Origin of the sequence: Vibrio sp. F13, assembly GCF_020806305.2 — a bacterium.
GTDB lineage: Bacteria > Pseudomonadota > Gammaproteobacteria > Enterobacterales > Vibrionaceae > Vibrio > Vibrio crassostreae_C.
Window position 1 is genome coordinate 514,924 of the sequence record NZ_CP170175.1, and the last position, 17,164, is coordinate 532,087.

Annotated in this window: 16 protein-coding genes; 2 read left to right on the forward strand and 14 right to left on the reverse strand. The window is 41.6% G+C overall.

Annotated elements, in window-relative coordinates:
- Nucleotides 1–6: 6 nt before the first annotated feature.
- The 13 genes from LMH68_RS02305 to LMH68_RS02365 all read right to left on the reverse strand — a co-directional run bounded on the left by LMH68_RS02305 (nt 7) and on the right by LMH68_RS02365 (nt 13,165).
- On the reverse strand, nt 7–894 hold the full coding sequence (locus tag LMH68_RS02305; protein WP_017065757.1) for a type II secretion system F family protein: 888 nt from the start codon (nt 892–894) through the stop codon (nt 7–9).
- Complete coding sequence (locus LMH68_RS02310; protein ID WP_413755453.1) at nt 894–1,820, reverse strand: type II secretion system F family protein; 927 nt, start codon at nt 1,818–1,820, stop codon at nt 894–896. Before LMH68_RS02310 ends, LMH68_RS02305 begins: the two co-directional genes overlap by 1 nt.
- Nucleotides 1,817–3,097, reverse strand: coding sequence for a CpaF family protein (locus LMH68_RS02315; RefSeq protein ID WP_229647188.1), 1,281 nt, complete (start codon nt 3,095–3,097; stop codon nt 1,817–1,819). Before LMH68_RS02315 ends, LMH68_RS02310 begins: the two co-directional genes overlap by 4 nt.
- Nucleotides 3,097–4,332: an AAA family ATPase gene (locus LMH68_RS02320; RefSeq protein ID WP_229647187.1), complete on the reverse strand. Its 1,236-nt coding sequence runs from the start codon at nt 4,330–4,332 to the stop codon at nt 3,097–3,099. Before LMH68_RS02320 ends, LMH68_RS02315 begins: the two co-directional genes overlap by 1 nt.
- 11 nt (nt 4,333–4,343) lie before the next feature.
- Nucleotides 4,344–4,850 (reverse strand): hypothetical protein, encoded by a 507-nt coding sequence (locus LMH68_RS02325; RefSeq protein ID WP_017065348.1) that lies wholly within the window; start codon nt 4,848–4,850, stop codon nt 4,344–4,346.
- Nucleotides 4,847–6,145 (reverse strand): type II and III secretion system protein family protein, encoded by a 1,299-nt coding sequence (locus LMH68_RS02330; RefSeq protein WP_229647186.1) that lies wholly within the window; start codon nt 6,143–6,145, stop codon nt 4,847–4,849. Before LMH68_RS02330 ends, LMH68_RS02325 begins: the two co-directional genes overlap by 4 nt.
- A gap of 46 nt (nt 6,146–6,191) precedes the next feature.
- On the reverse strand, nt 6,192–6,983 hold the full coding sequence (cpaB, locus tag LMH68_RS02335; protein WP_229647185.1) for a Flp pilus assembly protein CpaB: 792 nt from the start codon (nt 6,981–6,983) through the stop codon (nt 6,192–6,194).
- 10 nt (nt 6,984–6,993) lie between these two features.
- Nucleotides 6,994–7,434: a prepilin peptidase gene (locus LMH68_RS02340; protein WP_267868947.1), complete on the reverse strand. Its 441-nt coding sequence runs from the start codon at nt 7,432–7,434 to the stop codon at nt 6,994–6,996.
- 5 nt (nt 7,435–7,439) lie between these two features.
- On the reverse strand, nt 7,440–7,691 hold the full coding sequence (locus tag LMH68_RS02345) for a Flp family type IVb pilin (RefSeq protein ID WP_372127570.1): 252 nt from the start codon (nt 7,689–7,691) through the stop codon (nt 7,440–7,442).
- A 409-nt stretch (nt 7,692–8,100) separates the two neighbouring features.
- Nucleotides 8,101–9,042, reverse strand: a complete 942-nt coding sequence (locus LMH68_RS02350; RefSeq protein ID WP_102333161.1) for a class I SAM-dependent methyltransferase — start codon at nt 9,040–9,042, stop codon at nt 8,101–8,103.
- Nucleotides 9,043–9,050: 8 nt separating this feature from the next.
- Entirely contained in the window at nt 9,051–9,749 is a 699-nt protein-coding gene (locus LMH68_RS02355) for a TIGR01621 family pseudouridine synthase (protein WP_017060318.1), read from the reverse strand.
- Between the two features lie 177 nt (nt 9,750–9,926).
- The gene (locus tag LMH68_RS02360) at nt 9,927–11,543 is read right to left on the reverse strand and encodes a methyl-accepting chemotaxis protein (protein WP_229647184.1); all 1,617 of its coding nucleotides are present in this window, start codon (nt 11,541–11,543) and stop codon (nt 9,927–9,929) included.
- Between the two features lie 188 nt (nt 11,544–11,731).
- The gene (locus LMH68_RS02365; protein WP_229647183.1) at nt 11,732–13,165 is read right to left on the reverse strand and encodes a sodium-dependent transporter; all 1,434 of its coding nucleotides are present in this window, start codon (nt 13,163–13,165) and stop codon (nt 11,732–11,734) included.
- A 366-nt stretch (nt 13,166–13,531) separates the two neighbouring features.
- Between LMH68_RS02365 and cls the strand changes: the two genes are divergently transcribed.
- On the forward strand, nt 13,532–14,986 hold the full coding sequence (cls, locus tag LMH68_RS02370; protein WP_102429174.1) for a cardiolipin synthase: 1,455 nt from the start codon (nt 13,532–13,534) through the stop codon (nt 14,984–14,986).
- A gap of 182 nt (nt 14,987–15,168) precedes the next feature.
- Entirely contained in the window at nt 15,169–16,353 is a 1,185-nt protein-coding gene (locus LMH68_RS02375; protein ID WP_017065338.1) for a cystathionine beta-lyase, read from the forward strand.
- Between the two features lie 244 nt (nt 16,354–16,597).
- On the opposite strand, the gene LMH68_RS02380 is transcribed toward LMH68_RS02375, so the two are convergent.
- Nucleotides 16,598–17,164: a DNA-3-methyladenine glycosylase I gene (locus LMH68_RS02380; protein ID WP_102429173.1), complete on the reverse strand. Its 567-nt coding sequence runs from the start codon at nt 17,162–17,164 to the stop codon at nt 16,598–16,600.

The window sequence follows — 17,164 nt, forward strand, 5'->3', positions numbered from 1 at the left end:
ACTATTTTATACATTGGCCATAACTCTCATTATCCCCGGAGCCGTAATCAGAATAACGATCGGCATCATAATAAATAGGATTAGTGGAATAGACATTTTTGCTGCTAGTTTACCGATTTTCTCTTCGACTCCTAACATGTTAACTTCTCTTATATCTGAAGCGAGAGTCGTAAGCACATCAAAGATTGAAGACCCATACTTTAGGCTTTGTTTTAGAGTCATAATAAAGCTTCTTACCTCAGGAGTGGGTATCCGATTATAAAACTCATCTAGCGCTATATCCAAAGTTACTATTTTAGTACGTTCATTGATTTTATTTAGTTGATAGGATAAATCCTTGTCAAACCCTTCCATCTCATGCGACAAATAACTCATAGCTGACTCCAAAGTCATTCCTGTTTGGATACAAATAGCCATCAGATCCAGAAGATATGGTAATTGATTCGATATTTTTCGTCTTAATGCTTTTTGCCTTACCGCTAAGTAACTGTCAGGTGCAATGACACACAAAACAAACCAAATGGCCAGCATTGCAATAATTTGGTTAAGTATAAATTCAAACCTAGATAGCAATATGTAAATAATAACGCATCCTAAAAAGGCCACAACATACTTGGTTAGCATGTAATACTGCGAGATATTAGAATTATAAATCCCCGCGTCATCTAACTTTTTATCAATATCATCTTTTGACGATGTTAAAGTCGATGACAGGTTATCAAACAGATTATCTAAACCTTCTCCTTTCCTCACCTCGGCTTTAGGTTCATCGAAAAGTGAAAATTTATTAAGCATTCTTCGCCGACCTATCTCGGTGTATACCTTAAAAAATAGATAGGATAAACACGCGAATAGCAGAACAAGAAAGACAAAAATTAACGTTTGCGTTTGCATTACTTTTCTACACTTTTCATTAGGGACCAAACAATGAGCAAACCAATAAACTCACTAGCCAGAACATAATAAAGAATCGGCTTGCCCGCAGGGTCATTCATTACAAAGTCAAAATTTTGCGGGCTGATAAATTGCATGAAAAACATAAAGCCTATAGGTATAGCCGAAACAATTTTCGCAGACATTCGAGCTTCTGAAGTCATCGCCATCTTTTTCTTTTCAATAAATCTAGAATCAAACATTAAGCGATTCAACCTATTAATAACTTGTTTTAACTGTCCACCCCTCTGCATATTTGCTCTAAGAGTAATAACAAAAAAGTAAAAAGCAGGATAAGGGAAGCGTTGAATCGACTTTCTAAATACAGAGTCTACCGATTCTCCTACCTGTAAGCGCTCCCCCATTTTCTTAAATTCTTTCCCCACTTCACCTTCTAGGGTTTTACCTACGTAAATAATCGCATGAGTAATACTCTCTCCGGAGCTTACTGCACTTGCCAGCATACTCAAAGCATCGGGGAATGCTTCTTCAAAACGTCTTTGTTCGCGATTCTGCAACCATTGATAACCTATGAATAGACCAATAATAACCAATGAAAGTGTTACTATTTGACCATCCACTTTAATCATTTTCTGATTAAGTACACTGCTAAAAACAATAAGAAAACCTAAGTACCCTAATAGTTTTATCATGGCGTATTGACCAAGCTGACGAACTACATTATCAAACTTACTTTTGCATTTTTGAACCAAAGTTTGACTTGATAGAGCATTCAAATTTACAGCTTGCTGAGATTCGTCAATAGATTCTATATAGAGCGTTTTATTAGCTTCCAGTAAATACTGGTGACGTTCTTTTTTTGTGGATGGCCAAAACGCTATAAGCATTACAGCTCCGCCAAATATCAAAGCTAACCAATAAATCACGCTGGCTCTCCAACCCTAAATGCACTATTAAGCTGCTCTTCTAAACCAAAAAATTTTGCCTTCTCGACCAGAACGGAACGTTGCATCATACCGGCGGTAACATACCGACCAGAGACCTTGCCTGATTCACTTTGAATCATCGGCTGAAATTTAAATATTTCCTCTAGCACTACATTCGAACCTTCAATACCAACCACTTCCGTAATGCTAATCACTTTCCGGCTACCGTCGTGGAGGCGGCTAATCTGTATGACAAGATCGACTGCGCTTACAATAGTTCTGCGTATTGCTTCCAATGGAAGGCTACTTGTAGCCATCATGATCATAGCCTCTACTCTAGCAATCGCGTCTCTAGGTGTATTCGCGTGTAAAGTAGACATGGAACCATCGTGGCCGGTATTCATAGCTTGAAGCATTTCAAATGCTTCTCCACCACGACACTCACCCATGATTATTCGGTCCGGCCTCATACGAAGTGAGTTAATAACGAGATCTCGTTGTGTAATTGCACCGGTACCTTCAATACCTGCTGTTCGAGTTTCCAATCGAACGACATGGGGTTGAAGAAGCCTCAGTTCAGCTGCATCTTCTATGGTAACAATCCGCTCCTTCTCAGAAATATATTGAGACAACGCGTTTAGCATCGTCGTCTTACCCGAGCCTGTACCGCCTGAAATTAATATATTCAACCTACAACGAGAAGCAATCATAAGCACTTTGGCCATCTCAGGACTTATCGCCCCAAAATCCACTAACTGCCCTAGGTCTATACTCTGTTTTTTGAACTTACGGATAGAGACGGATGTACCATCAATCGCGATGGGAGGTGTAACAATATTAACACGGCTACCATCTGGTAAGCGTGCATCGCAAGTCGGTGATGAATCATCGACACGGCGACCAATTCGACTAGCAATGCGCTTTGCTATTTGTAGAAGCTGAGCCTCGTCAATAAAACTTACAGGTGCTTTTTCAACAATGCCGTTTCTTTCGATAAACACATTGTTGTAGCCATTAATCATGATGTCACTAATAGAGTCATCATCCATCAGCTTTTGCAGTGGGCCTAGACCGTGTAATTCATCAACCAGACTTCGAACATATTCATTCTTGACAACAGTCGCAACAGAGAAGCTGTGAGTCTCAATTAGCATTTCAACCGCGTTAGTCAACTGCTTGCTGAGAGCCTCCCTCGACAACGAGTGGACTGCTTCAGCGTCTAGAGCTTCAAATATTTGGTTACGGATAGCTATGTAGTTAGATTTAGCTTGATCCATTATTTAAACCTCTTAAAGAGCTTTTTCAGCAGCGAGGTATCAGTATTACTAGCGTTCTCGCCTAGAAGCATTGACGTTAATCGATTTAAGCTTTGACTAATAGGAAGACCCAGCTGATAGATATGTTTACCTTCTAAAACCATCTTGCCAACTTGAATCTCGTTGGGACAAACCACATCAACATTTCGACCTAAGAACTGTTTGATTTCATCTAAGGAAATTGTTGCCGATTTTTCCACCATCGTATAATTAACAACAACGATACATCGAGCTCTTGAGTTTAGGTATTCCAATGAAGCTAATACACGCTTTGTTTCGCGGACACTTGATATAGTCGGTTCTAAAACCAATGTAATAATGTCATTATTTTCAGCGATATACTTTAGGTCAGTTTTAGTATTAGAAGAACGCGATAAATCCTCTAAAATAAAGTTATATTGCCCAGCCAATTGTTTGGACATAGCACGAGCATATTCTTTGAGCTCAAGTTCATTTAAGTCTTCTGACTCAACAGCTAAAATAGCTAGCATGCTATTAACTTTTTTAAGCATGCTACTAGCATAACTCACGTCTAAATCAGTAGTGAGCGCGCCTGGAGCGACAGACTTTTTCTGAAACTGCTTTTCACCAAGGAAAATATCAAGGTTTCCACCTCGGAAGTCATGATCCACAATAAGGCAGGTACTTTTCTTTTTCGCACTGAGTTCATAAGCTATTTCAGCCGTTAACATTGTGGCTCCTACACCACCCTTTGTTCCCCAAACCGCAACTTTTTTTGCAGTCCTGTCCTTACCTAAACCGCTATTCTTCTTTCTATTATTATCAACATTTCGAACAAAATCGATTAATTCAGTCTTAGAGATAGGCCAAAATACGTAATAAAATCCCATCTCTTTTAGGTTACGTATAGTCGAAATGGCATCTTCACTACCAACGACAATAACTGACGCACTATTCGGTAATAAATGACTGATTCGCTTCATATCTTCAGTGACGCTTTCAGTCACATTCAACTCTACGATAGCAATTTCGACATTAACTTCACGTACGTGTTGTTTGATGTTTTCATCTGAATTATTAAGCATTGACGGAGGAACAATTCCTTCAAAACGAAAAGCTTCTTCAACAAGATCAATACATTCTTGTGTTTGGTGGAACAATACAGACGTTATCTGTTCTTGCACCACGACTTTTTCTTCTACTTTTGTTTTTAAAATATCTACAAGATCAAACATGTCATCACCGTCTATCGCACACTATTTAGCATTTTTTCAGGGTTAACCATGGACTGCCATCTTGCATTATCAGCATAGCACCCGGTTTCTCCATACCCAAAGCGACCTATCGATTCATAGGTACAAACCTTCGTTACAGTTTTGTATTGGGTGTAGCGTAATGTTAAATCAAATAGGCGTTCGTTAGGCGTATCAGTTCCTTCTAAGGAAATCAGCTTACTGTTGACTCCTTTACTTCTCATATACTCAGCCGCAAGGTCTGCTAGTTGCTTTCCTTGCTGTGTGCGCCAGACTAATTGGCTACCTTTCTCAATCAGTACATCAAGATTTTCATCAATAATTTCAAATACTTCTACTTTTGTTTGACCTGTTTTCTTTATGATAAACGAGTATGTATGTTCAACGGGTATGACTTCAATCGACTGACCGCGCCTTTCTTGGACCTTTTCCGCACATCCACTCGAAACGACAACAAGTACACCGACAAATAGAGCCTTTAAATGCATTTTAATAATCATTTTTGGAATCCTCCTGAAGCCAACACTTCCTGAGTCCAAATCGAGCTCACTTGCTCATATTGATTTTCGATAACGAAAAAACGCTCCAAAGTTGTTGTCTTTCTCATCGTAGGCAGTTGTATTTGGTTAGGTTCGATTGGCTTCACTAAATTCACAGTTGCGACGATTACCAATTCTGTTTTACTTCGCTCAGTTCCCGTATTTCTAAATAAGGCTCCCAACACAGGGATTTCGCTTACGAATGGGACCTTGCTCAATGACTCTTTGTCTTCGGTACTCAGTAGGCCACCTAAAACGAAGCTTTTCCCATCACCAAGTTGTACTGTTGTTCTAGCTCGACGTGTTTTTAGTGCTGGCAGGTCGTACGTTTCATTACTGTATTGAGTGTCCAATGAACTGACTTCCGGCATTAGGGCCAACGTGATTTTATCGTCATCGTGAACTTTGGCTGCCAACTCTAAACGAATACCAAATTCTTTGTATTCAACATTGGTTGTGCCATCGACAACAGTAACAACGGGAAGCTCACCACCAACTAAAAAGCTCGCAGTTTCACCAGAAATAACCGAAAGGTTTGGTTCAGCTAGGATTTGACCTACCGTATCGTTACCAATCGCAGTGATTACAGAGACAATGTCAGAAGCACTAAAGCTCGTCAGCTTGTCGACAAAAACACCAGCCCCGGCACCTTCACTTCCATAACTCACACCAAATTCTTCAAGAAATGAATGTGATACCTCTGCAATTGACAGCTTCACATTTACTTGTTTTACCGTCGAAACTTCGATGTTGTTTACAACCCCTTCGAAATAGTTGCGTTTCATAAATAGTATTTCTTGAGTTTCGTCATCACCGAGGTCCCACTCTAGCTTGTACTCTTCTTTTGATTTTTCCAAAAGAGTACCAACTAACTCATTAATTTTGTCGCGCTCGTTTTCGGTTGCAACAACTCCGGATAAAACAACTTGTTCCCCAATATTTGCTGCGATGACTTGCGCATTTGGGTGCAATATTTGTATTTGTTGTTGAATATGGTCGAGACTCGGGTTAACCCAGATCTTCCGAGAAGCCAATGTTTTACCCTCTTCACCATAAATAGCTAACGATGCTCGCCCAAGTTTTTTTCCGAAGACAACCACTTTACGTTCATCTATTACTTGATAATCCGCAATTTCAGGGTCAGAAATAAAAACTGATTGGATATCAGCTAGAACCGTAATAGTTTGCATCCCACCTTTAGATAAATTTGTGATGGATTGAGCAAATCCTGAGCATGATAGAGTGCTGGCAAACATACAAAGTAGCCATTTAAAATATGTTAAACGCATAGTAACCTAAGCTTTAATTTACAACGATTTGATTTGCTCTAAACTCAACAATCGATTTAAAGCCCGGTAAAACATCCCCTGCATCTGCCTGCAAGTCTGATTTTTGGTATTCACCAATCGATTTATGAACTTCCAATGACGAAATATGTTTGGCAATTGTTAATTTGGCGACTTGGTTGCGAGTCAGTTCAACAATCAATCGGATGTCAGTCGATTCAGGTAAGGTTCTGCTTGCTTCAATAAGCTGCTTATTGACTTGAAGGACTTTAACTCCCATAACTATAGGAGTCACAGACACCGAGTTCTTACGGTTACTTGATGTTTCCACTAATAAAGTATCTGGCGTCGAAATAGAGAGTATATCGACCAAAGTGCCTTGCATTATGATTCCACCAACTACTGATTCGACTTCCGTTTTAATTGCATATGGAACGCGATTTGGTGCAATAACCAATTCTACGTAACCATCTTGCTCAGGATTAATTATTAGTTCAGGGAATACCACTGAATTTTCGATAATATTTTGTCGATAAACAGAGCCCGGAACAAAATCTAAATCAATGTCGCTTACGACACCTTTTGTGTTTGCTTCGTTTTCAGGAATACGTTGTAGCTTTAGTTGGCTACGCTCAACATGTTGACCTTTTGTTACATTTTCTAAAAGTGTCCATACCTGGACAGTCACTTCTTCTTTTTCTTTGATTGTTGTCGACTCATGATCTTGTTTCGATAAGCTACCAGCCAAACCATATAAGCCAAATAATATAGCGATGACTGCCATACCAAGAATGATGTTTTTTTTCACTTTGTTGACCTTATAACGAGGCTAGCACACCTAAATAACTGCCAATACAAATAGGAACGCCATAAGGAACTCCTCTTTGCTTTGTTTCTTCTATATTGGTTAATCGCCCATATACGTAATACACCACTGATAATAAGCCACCGATACATACTATTAAGAACAATATCGGCCATAAATAATCAGGTCTGATGGCGAATGAGTAAACTGCTAATAACTTTGTATCACCAGCACCAAGGATAGACAATTGGTTGAGAACCACACCAATAACAACAATGCTTAAAGCGTAAAGTAATGAGATGGATTCCCCATACAACAAAAAAAAAGGGAAGACCACTATCAATACAAGAATACATTCCAGGTTTGAAATCGTTCTATTTTTAACGTCTTTATACATTATAATTAGAGAAATGGTGGCTAAGATAATTAACCACCAGGATTCAATTCCTCGCAAATCGATTAAGGAGTTGGAGTTGGAGTTGCAGTTGCAGTTGTTAATGTCGTTGTAATAGATTCAAAAACAAGTTTTAGCTGTGCACCAAGTGGCGTGACAGCAGCACCAACAACGATTGCAATAGCCGCAGCAATTAGACCATATTCAATAGCTGTCACACCTTGTTCGTTATTTTTGTAGTTTTCTAGCACGATTTTGGTGTTAACGAATAGTTTTGTAAGCATAGTTAATTTTCCATGTAGTTTGATTGTTTTCATACGGAATTTCACCCCGTAAAGAAAGTTAGCAAGATATTACTCATTTATATGATTACAGACAAATTATTAACCGTTTATAATTGCCGAAAAATAAGTATTTAAAATGAACCAATATCAAATAAAACCCTTAAATTAATAACACTTGAATCAATAGGGGTTAATTTATAATCAGGGAAAGTTTAAAATGCGCACAATAAGTTACCAAGCACACATAAACCTGGTGTATATGACTAAGGTTTGACCAAGTTTTAATTGTTACTGATATGAGACATCCCTCACAAAAAAACAACACGTGAGCTCTAAAATAAAATTAAGTAGGGTGATAACTCTAAACTTTTGCTTCGAAGAAAAATAAGCCCCACCCTAAATTTAGGGTGGGGCTTATTTTTCACTATCGAATCAAGATATATCAATTAAGTTTTTGAAATCTCAGAACCTTTAGGCTTGAATCAAGGTCGACATCGACAAACTCAGGCGGGTTGTCCAGACGCTCAATGAACTCAACGCTTGGTGCTTCTTCTGCCATCGTCTCAATCAGGAAGTTTGGTGAGACTGCTGGTGAGTTCACACACGCAATCACTTCACCGCCTTCAGTTAGAAGTTCAGGCAAACGACGTAAGATTTTTTTGTAATCTTTGGTTAGAGCAAAGCTGCCTTTTTGGAACGAAGGTGGATCGATGATCACTAGCTCGTAAGGGCCGCCCTTCTTGATTTTTCCCCACGACTTAAAAATATCGTAGCCAAGGAAGTTAACCGAGCGCATATCGTGATCATTCAGACGGTGGTTATCGCGGCCTTTGTTTAGCGAGCCACGTGACATGTCCACGTTCATGCATTGACGAGCGCCACCAGCGATAGCCGCGACAGAGAAACCACAAGTGTATGCGAACAGGTTAAGAACATTCTTATCCTTAGCATTATCTTGTACCCACTGGCGACCATTACGCATGTCTAGGAACAAACCAAAGTTCTGATTACGGCCAATGTCTAATTGGTACTTCAGACCATGCTCAACCACAACCGGAGAGTCATTCAACTCACCCCATAGAACCTCTGAAGGCGCACCATCGGCATAACGGTGTTGCAGAACAATGCTTGTGCCCTGCTTTGATTGCCAGATATCTCTGTTAGTGAGTTCAACCAATCCAGCTTTGAGAGATGACAAGAATTCGTCGTCTACTTCTTTGAACACGTTAACCAGTAGCTGTCCATCAACCCAATCACATGTCAGTTGCTCTAGACCAGGCCAAAACTTACCGCGCCCGTGGAAAATACGGCGTAGTTCGTTTGGTACTTCATTAAGTTGCTGTTCAATATGACTAAAAAACAGAGGTAAAGCTGATGCTTCCATTATTTCACTCACTTAGTGTTTAGCTTTGGCCAAGTTAATGACCAAGGTTCAAGCCAACTGTCCAAACCGTTCGACACGGTTTCTTGATGCCACTTCTCACCCAAGGAGTTTAGGCTTCTTGGATCGCAGACATATTCGTAGGCTTGTGATTGATAGGCAAATCGAATCGCGAAGGCATGCAGATAACCTCTGTCAGCCTCACTCGATGGATTATAAATAGGGTCACCAACAATGGCTGAGCCGATCGACTTCATCGCGACACGGATCTGGTGAGTTCGCCCCGTATAGGGTTTGCATAACAGCAGACGCTCACCGGGTTCAGCCGTTGCTGATAAAAACTGAGTAATCGCAGGGTTCTCTTTGGATGTCAGAAGTTTCCAACTTGAGCGTCGTGAGCGCTCCATGTCTCCTGAGATCAAACCTTGCTTTTTCTTTGGCTTCTTAGAACCGATCGCAAGGTAGTATTTCTCTACTTCACGCTTTGCAAATAGCTGTGAAAGCTCGCTCGCCGCCGACGCATTTTTTGCCAGCAGCAGAATGCCCGAAGTCATTTTATCTAGTCGATGAACGAGATACAGCTTAGGCTCATTAATTGCCTTAGCAACTTCTTGAAGCAACATGGTATCGCCATCGTCTTTGTGGACGCTGACTCCAGGGTGCTTATTGATAAGTAAAAAATCAGAGTGGTTCAGAAGAATATCGAACATTAAAGGCTAGCTCCATTGTAGAACGTGGAGTATACCGCGTCTGAACCCAGATTCCAGCTACGAAAAAGCCCAACTCACTCAATAAATATTGAATCGTTGGGCTTCTTTTCAGCAACTAGCGATCAGTGCGTGGTCTTTACTCGATTACCAATAGGTAAATAGAACCAAGCTACCGCTTTACGCCAGTTTAAACTTACCAACTAATGCTTCTAGCTCAGCAACCTTAGCGTTCAAGCCTGATGTATTTTCGGAGCTACGAGTTGCTAGCTGCAGAGATTGCTCAGAGATATCGCTAATCGCGGTAATGTCCGCTGCAATTTCTTTGGTCACAGCCGTCTGTTCTTCTGCCGCAGTCGCAATAGAGTTAACCATGCTTTGTACATTGCCCGCACCGCTCACAATCGCTTCTAGAGCCGAAACAGCACCTGAGCTTTGCTCAACACCAATCTCAACTAAACGACAGTTATCTTGAGTGTAAGTCACCGCTTCTTGAGTGCCCGATTGAATCGATTGAATGATGCCCGAGACTTCTCGTGTCGCTTTGGTTGTTCTTTCTGCTAGCGCTCGCACTTCATCGGCTACCACAGCAAAACCACGACCAAACTCGCCTGCACGTGCCGCTTCAATTGCAGCGTTAAGAGCTAACAGGTTAGTTTGCTCAGCAATGTCTTCGATTACCTTGATAACGCTACCAATCTGCTCACCGTGAGAACCTAGAGTATTCATTTGCAACGACATATCGCTCATTTGAGTCGACACTTGTTGAATACTCGCCACCATCTCAACAATCACGTTGCGGCCATCTTCTGCAGAGGTTTCTGAGCGACGTGCTTCTTCATAAGTTGAAGTACCTTGCTGCGCCACTTCAGAAATGGTCAAGCTTAGCTCTTCAGCAGCCGTTGCAATCAAGTTAGCTTTGTCTGCTTGAGCTGATGCACCAGTAACGATGTCTTGGCTAATAGAAGAGAGCTCCCCTGTCACCGATTGGACTTGGTGAGTCACAGACGAGATTGAACCTAATAGGTCTACTAGTGATTTCTGCATCTGGTTAATCGACTTAGCCAGTTCAGCCAATTCATCACTAGAATCATCAATAATGTCGCCTGCCGTTAGGTCACCATTTGCTACACGTCGTGCTACTTGTTCTACACGAGTAAGACGATTGGTAATAGAGCTAGACAATAGATACGCAATCACACAACCAAAGACAATCGCAATAGCAGACAACACCATGATAGTGCGCTCGATGGTAGTAAACGTGTCGGTTAGTGTCAGTAGTGACTGTTCTGTATCTGCACGCTCACTTGCTGACGCTTGATCCAGTAAGTTCTCAATAGGGATAAGATTGCTCTCATACAAAGATCGTAGCTGTTGAATATTGGCTAGTAGCGCAGCTTCATCATTGATCTTCGGCACAAGCTTTGATTCAAACTCTTGAGTGAAACGCCCCATCAGGTCTTCAATTCGCTGAATACGGCGGTGGTCTTCCGAACCTCTACTCTCCAAACGCTTAGCCTGCTCGATAGCTTGAGCAAATTCGTTCTTGCTGGTTCGATAATCATTGAGTGCGTTATCAACCAGTGTAATTGCACCAAGCGCATCTCGGTATACATCACCCGCTTCATCAATCAGTACCAGGTAGGTAACAGTACCCGGAACATCGTCCATTCTAATTTCATCTGCGCTCTGGTGCGCGCCGATAACTTCTATCCATACAATACTGACTAACGTAACAAGCACCGCCAATATAGAGCCAAAACCGGCATACAGTTTCTTTCTCACTGACAATTTCACACAACACCTACCTAAATTAAATACCGATCAAAAATTCTTGATATTCAATATATCGGCTAGGTGACGGATAACTTTAGTGAATGTAATGTTTTATTTTTTGATAAGAATTAAGTATTTGAATAAAAAAACGGGAGCCATTGGCTCCCGTTTCTTAACTTACTTTAGCTCGCGATTGTAGCTTCTTAAAACTATAGCTTCTTAGAGATAAGCGTAGAGCCAGCAATAATACCAATACCTAGTAGCATGATTGCACCTTTACCGCTGTCGAAGCCAGAAGAGATACCCATGAATGCAACGATTGCGATAGCTACTGGGATGATGTACTTAACTAGCGTGTACCATAGACCGAATAGTGGGAAAGATACTTCACCATCGTTAGTGATTTCTTTCTCTAGGTCAGCACGGTTTAGTCTCCAACCAGCGAAGATACATACCAACATACCGCCAACCGCTAGGAAAATCTTATCCGTTAGTAGGTCGAAAATGTCGAACGCGCCAGTATCAAACAGTGTTGGACCGAAGCCGCCAAGTGATAGAGAAGCGAAGATACATAGAATCGCCATTACAACACTTGCAGACAGTACCGCTGTTACACGCTTCATGCCTTTCTCATCGATTAGGTAAGAAACCACAACTTCAAGTAGAGATACTGAAGATGTTAGTGCCGCAACACTCAAACCAACGAAGAACATAAGAGCAAATAGAAGACCAACTACGCCGCCCATTTCAGCGAATAGCTGAGGAACAACAACGAATACTAAACCAGGGCCCGCTGCAGGTTCCATACCGAACGCGAACATTGCAGGGAACATTGCAACACCAGCTAGAATAGCAACACCAGTATCCATTGCGGTTACCATTGCTGTTGTCTGAACTAGGTTCTCTTTCTTCTTAAGGTAAGAACCGTATGTCATCATACAACCCATACCAAGACTTAGAGAGAAGAATGCTTGACCTAGAGCGGCTAGGATTACATTGCTGTCTACTTTAGAGAAGTCAGGACTGAATAGGAACTCAAGACCAGCCATCGCGCCCGGAAGCATAATGCCTTTGATTGATACTACAATAAGGATAATGAAAAGAAGCGGCATCAGGATCTTACCTGCTTTCTCAATACCACCAGAGATACCTTTCATAACGATAACAACGTTAAGTAGTAGGTATAAGCCCATCCACATTAGTGGTTGAACTGGGTTTGAGATAAAGCCACCAAAGCTATCACCAATTGCTTCTGGTGCGTCTAGAAGACCACCTGCAATTTTACCGATGTATGCGATTGACCAACCGCCTACTACTGGGTAGAAACCCATGATAAGTAGACCACTGAATACGCCGATAACGCCAGCGAACGTCCAACGACGGTCAGTTGTTTTAAATGCACCTACTGCTGATTTTTGCGTATGACGGCCAATCGCAAATTCAGTCAGCATGACACTGAAACCAATAAAAATTACAAAAAACAGGTAAATGGCAACGAATGCACCACCGCCACTTTCGCCTGCTGTGTATGGGAATTTCCAAATGTTACCTAAGCCAACAGCAGAACCTGCTGCAGCCATTACGAATCCTAACTTCGAACCCCAGGTATCGCGGGGTGTTGTGGTTGTATTACTAGTAGCCACGTGTACTCCAAACTTTTGTGTTATGTGATGTTGTGTTTTGCTTTGGGTGGCGTCTTTAAAAGGAAGGTGTATAAATAAATTTACACACCTAAAAGATTTGATTGACGCTCGTTGTCTAGCAAGTAAACCAGTTTAAGAATAAAATTGGAAGAGCATACCGTACAAATTTCGTTAAAGATGTAAATTTTTATGGTTAAATGCCGACTTTTCATACAAAACAATCGTTTTCTTCTTAAGTTGACCAAAACTTAACAACTTTAACCTATTTACATCTTTTGCTCTATTTTGTAAATAGTTGAATCCTTAAATTCCCATATCCGTTAAATAGCATTACTATCTAAGTGTCTCTTTTTTCGAGTATTCAATGTGGATAAGCTTTATCATTTTTTAACTTTGGCCTCTGTTGTTTTGTACTGGGTTCTCGTAGCCGGTGTGACGTTTCGTGTTGTACTAAAACGACGCTCTGTCAGCGTTTCTCTTGCTTGGCTAATGGTTATCTACATTATCCCGATTGTTGGTGTAGCTTGTTACTTCCTTTTTGGTGAGCTAAACCTAGGCAGAAAAAGGGCTGAACGCGCTCATCGTATGTTTACCCCTTTCGGCGACTGGTTCCGTCAATTGAATGATTGCCAACTTCACCAACCAGGTAAAGTCGGCTCCCCTATCCATAAGATTGACGAGCTTTGTAACAATCGAATGGGCATCCCTGCACTCAGTGGAAACACTCTATCGCTGCAATCTTCACCAAACGAGATCCTACACGCAATTATCGAAGATATAGAAAATGCACAAACCAGTATCAAGATGGTTTTCTATATTTGGCATCCAGGTGGCCTGACCGATTCGGTTGCCTCTGCGCTGATTCGCGCTGCAAAACGTGGCGTAGATGTTAAAGTTTTGCTCGATTCAGCCGGTAGCCCTCGCTTTTTCAAAAGCCACTGGCAGTCAATGATGAAGGACGCAGGCGTTCAAGTCGTACAAGCACTAGAAGTGAGCCCATGGCGTATTTTCTTACGTCGCCTAGATTTAAGACAACACCGCAAAATCATTGTGATTGACGAGACTATCGCCTATACGGGTTCAATGAACATGGTCGATCCTGTTCACTTCAAACAAAGTTCCGGCGTTGGTCAGTGGATTGATGTAATGGTCAGAGTGACTGGGCCAACCGTTAATGTGTTATCCGCTATTCATGGCTGGGATTGGGAAGTTGAGACTGGTGAACGCATTCTCCCTGATATACCTGAATGCCCAGTTGAAGAAATCATGACACATCATCCGGTTCAAGTAGTGCCGTCTGGCCCTGGCATGCCGGAATATTTGATCTTACAAGTACTGACCATCGCCATCAATCAAGCGAATCATTCTGTACGTATTACTACACCTTATTTTGTGCCAAGTGCTGACTTACTCGAAACACTTAAGATGACAGCTCAACGCGGCGTAACTGTAGAACTGATCATTCCACACAATAACGATTCACTAATGGTTAAATGGGCTTCTCGTGCGTTTTATACCGAGTTGCTTGAAGCTGGCGTGAAGATCTATGAATTTTACGGTGGCCTTCTTCATACCAAATCGGTAGTGATCGATGAAGAGTTTTGCTTGATCGGAACCGTCAATATCGACATGCGCAGTTTGTGGCTCAACTTTGAAGTGACTCTGGCTGTGGATGATGTGCATTTCACGCAAAAACTGTCTGAGCTGCAGAAATCTTATATCGCTTCATCCCACTCTGTAGAGTTAGAACAGTGGGAGCAAAGAAACCTTAGTAATCGCTTCTTTGAGAGGCTGTTCTACTTGTTCAACCCACTCCTATAATTCCAGCAATGGTTCGATTATGGCTCGTTGTTTCCCCATCGATCATTTTTAACCTTTCACTGTTAACTGAGTGAAAGGTTAAAAATCGTAAGAAAAGCGCAAAAATCCCCGCTCCGCTCTTGCTTTGAACACTCTTGGCATGTTTTAAATAGGACATAACCGATTGATAAGGAATTCACAGCATGTCCGAGAACAAAACCACTAAACTTATCACTGCCGGTCGTGATAAGAAGTGGACCAATGGTGTTGTTAACCCACCAGTACAACGCGCTTCAACTGTCGTATTTAACTCAGTAGAAGAGAAGCGTAAAGCTACGATTAACCGCGCTAACAAGACCCTTTTTTACGGACGTCGTGGAACCAACACTCATTTTGCCTTCCAAGATGCGATGGTTGAAGTAGAAGGCGGCGCGGGTTGTGCACTGTACCCGTGTGGTACAGCAGCAATTTCGAATGCCATTCTCTCTTTTGTAGAAACAGGTGATCATATTTTAATGGTTGACACCTGCTACGAACCTACTCGTGATTTCTGTGACACCATCATGAAAAAGATGGGGGTAGAGACAACTTACTACGAGCCAACGATTGGTGAAGGTATCCAAGACCTTATCAAGCCAAACACTAAGGTGCTGTTTACTGAGTCTCCAGGCTCTGTCACCATGGAAGTGCAGGATATTCCAACACTAGCGCGTATCGCTCATGAACATGACATCATCGTTATGCTAGACAATACTTGGGCGGCTGGCGTGAACTTCTCACCGTTTGATTTTGGTGTTGATATCTCGATTCAAGCAGCGACCAAATACATCGTGGGTCACTCTGATGTGATGCTAGGTACGGCAGTCGCCAATGAGAAATGCTGGGATCAACTAAGAGAGCAAAGTTACTTGATGGGGCAATGTGTCTCACCTGATGATGCTTATTTAGGGCTTCGCGGCATTCGTACTCTTGATGTGCGTCTACGCCAACACGCAGAAAGCAGCTTGAAGGTCGCAAAATGGTTAGAGACTCGTCCTGAAGTTAACCACGTTCGTCACCCTGCTCTTGAGTCTTGCCCAGGCCATGAATTCTTCAAACGAGATTTTACTGGCGGTAATGGCTTGTTCTCTTTTGTACTAAACAACTCTAATATCAAAGCGACGACAGCGTTACTTGATGGAATGACACATTTTAGTATGGGTTACTCTTGGGGTGGATTTGAAAGTTTGATTCTAGCTAACGAACCAAGCAGTTTTGACAGCTTGAGAACTGTTGCCAATCCTAATTTCGAAGGTACCTTGATACGTGTTCATATTGGGTTAGAAGATGTTGATGACCTGATTGCTGATCTAGAGGCGGGATTAGAACGTTATAGCGCTCTGATTTAATCTGAGACGATAGGTCTAATATGCAAAAAAGGCAGGATATTCCTGCCTTTTTCTGTTTAAAGCATAACTCAAAATACTCATATTCAGATACTTCAGCTCATAATACAAACCGCTCATAGTCCAGAAGCTTTCAAAGCCAATATTGAACCTTAAAGCACATCCACTTAAAGATCTCAGAGCGATGAAAAAATGGCTATGAATTTTTCAATTTCTAAGTGATTGTTCCGCTGAAATAAATAACACTTTATTTGTGTGGGCAACCGACTAAATGATCATTGACCATACCTGTTGCTTGCATAAACGCGTAACAGATTGTCTCACCAACAAATTTAAACCCTCTCTTCTTTAAAAACTTACTCATCGCTTTAGATTGCTCTGTAGAGGCGGGAACTTGAGACATCTCGGTCCATTGATTTTCAATCACCTTATTATCGACAAACTGCCATAAAGCATTGGATAGGGATCCAAACTCTTTCTGAAGCTCAAGGGTTGCTCGTGCATTGTTGTATACCGAAGCAATCTTGCCCTTATGCTTAACCACATCGAAGTGTTCGATAATATTCGGCACGTTGTCTTCATTCAGCTCAGCTAGCTTGTTTAGATCGTAATTATCGAACGCGGCACGATAGCCTTCACGCTTTTTAAGGATCGTAATCCAACTCAGACCTGCTTGAGCACCTTCTAAAGTAATGAACTCAAACAGAACTTGGTCATCATAAACAGGCACGCCCCACTCTGCATCGTGGTACTCCCTTTCAAGCTCATGTTTAAGCGCCCATGCACACGTTCTATCCACTGTATTAGCTTCCAT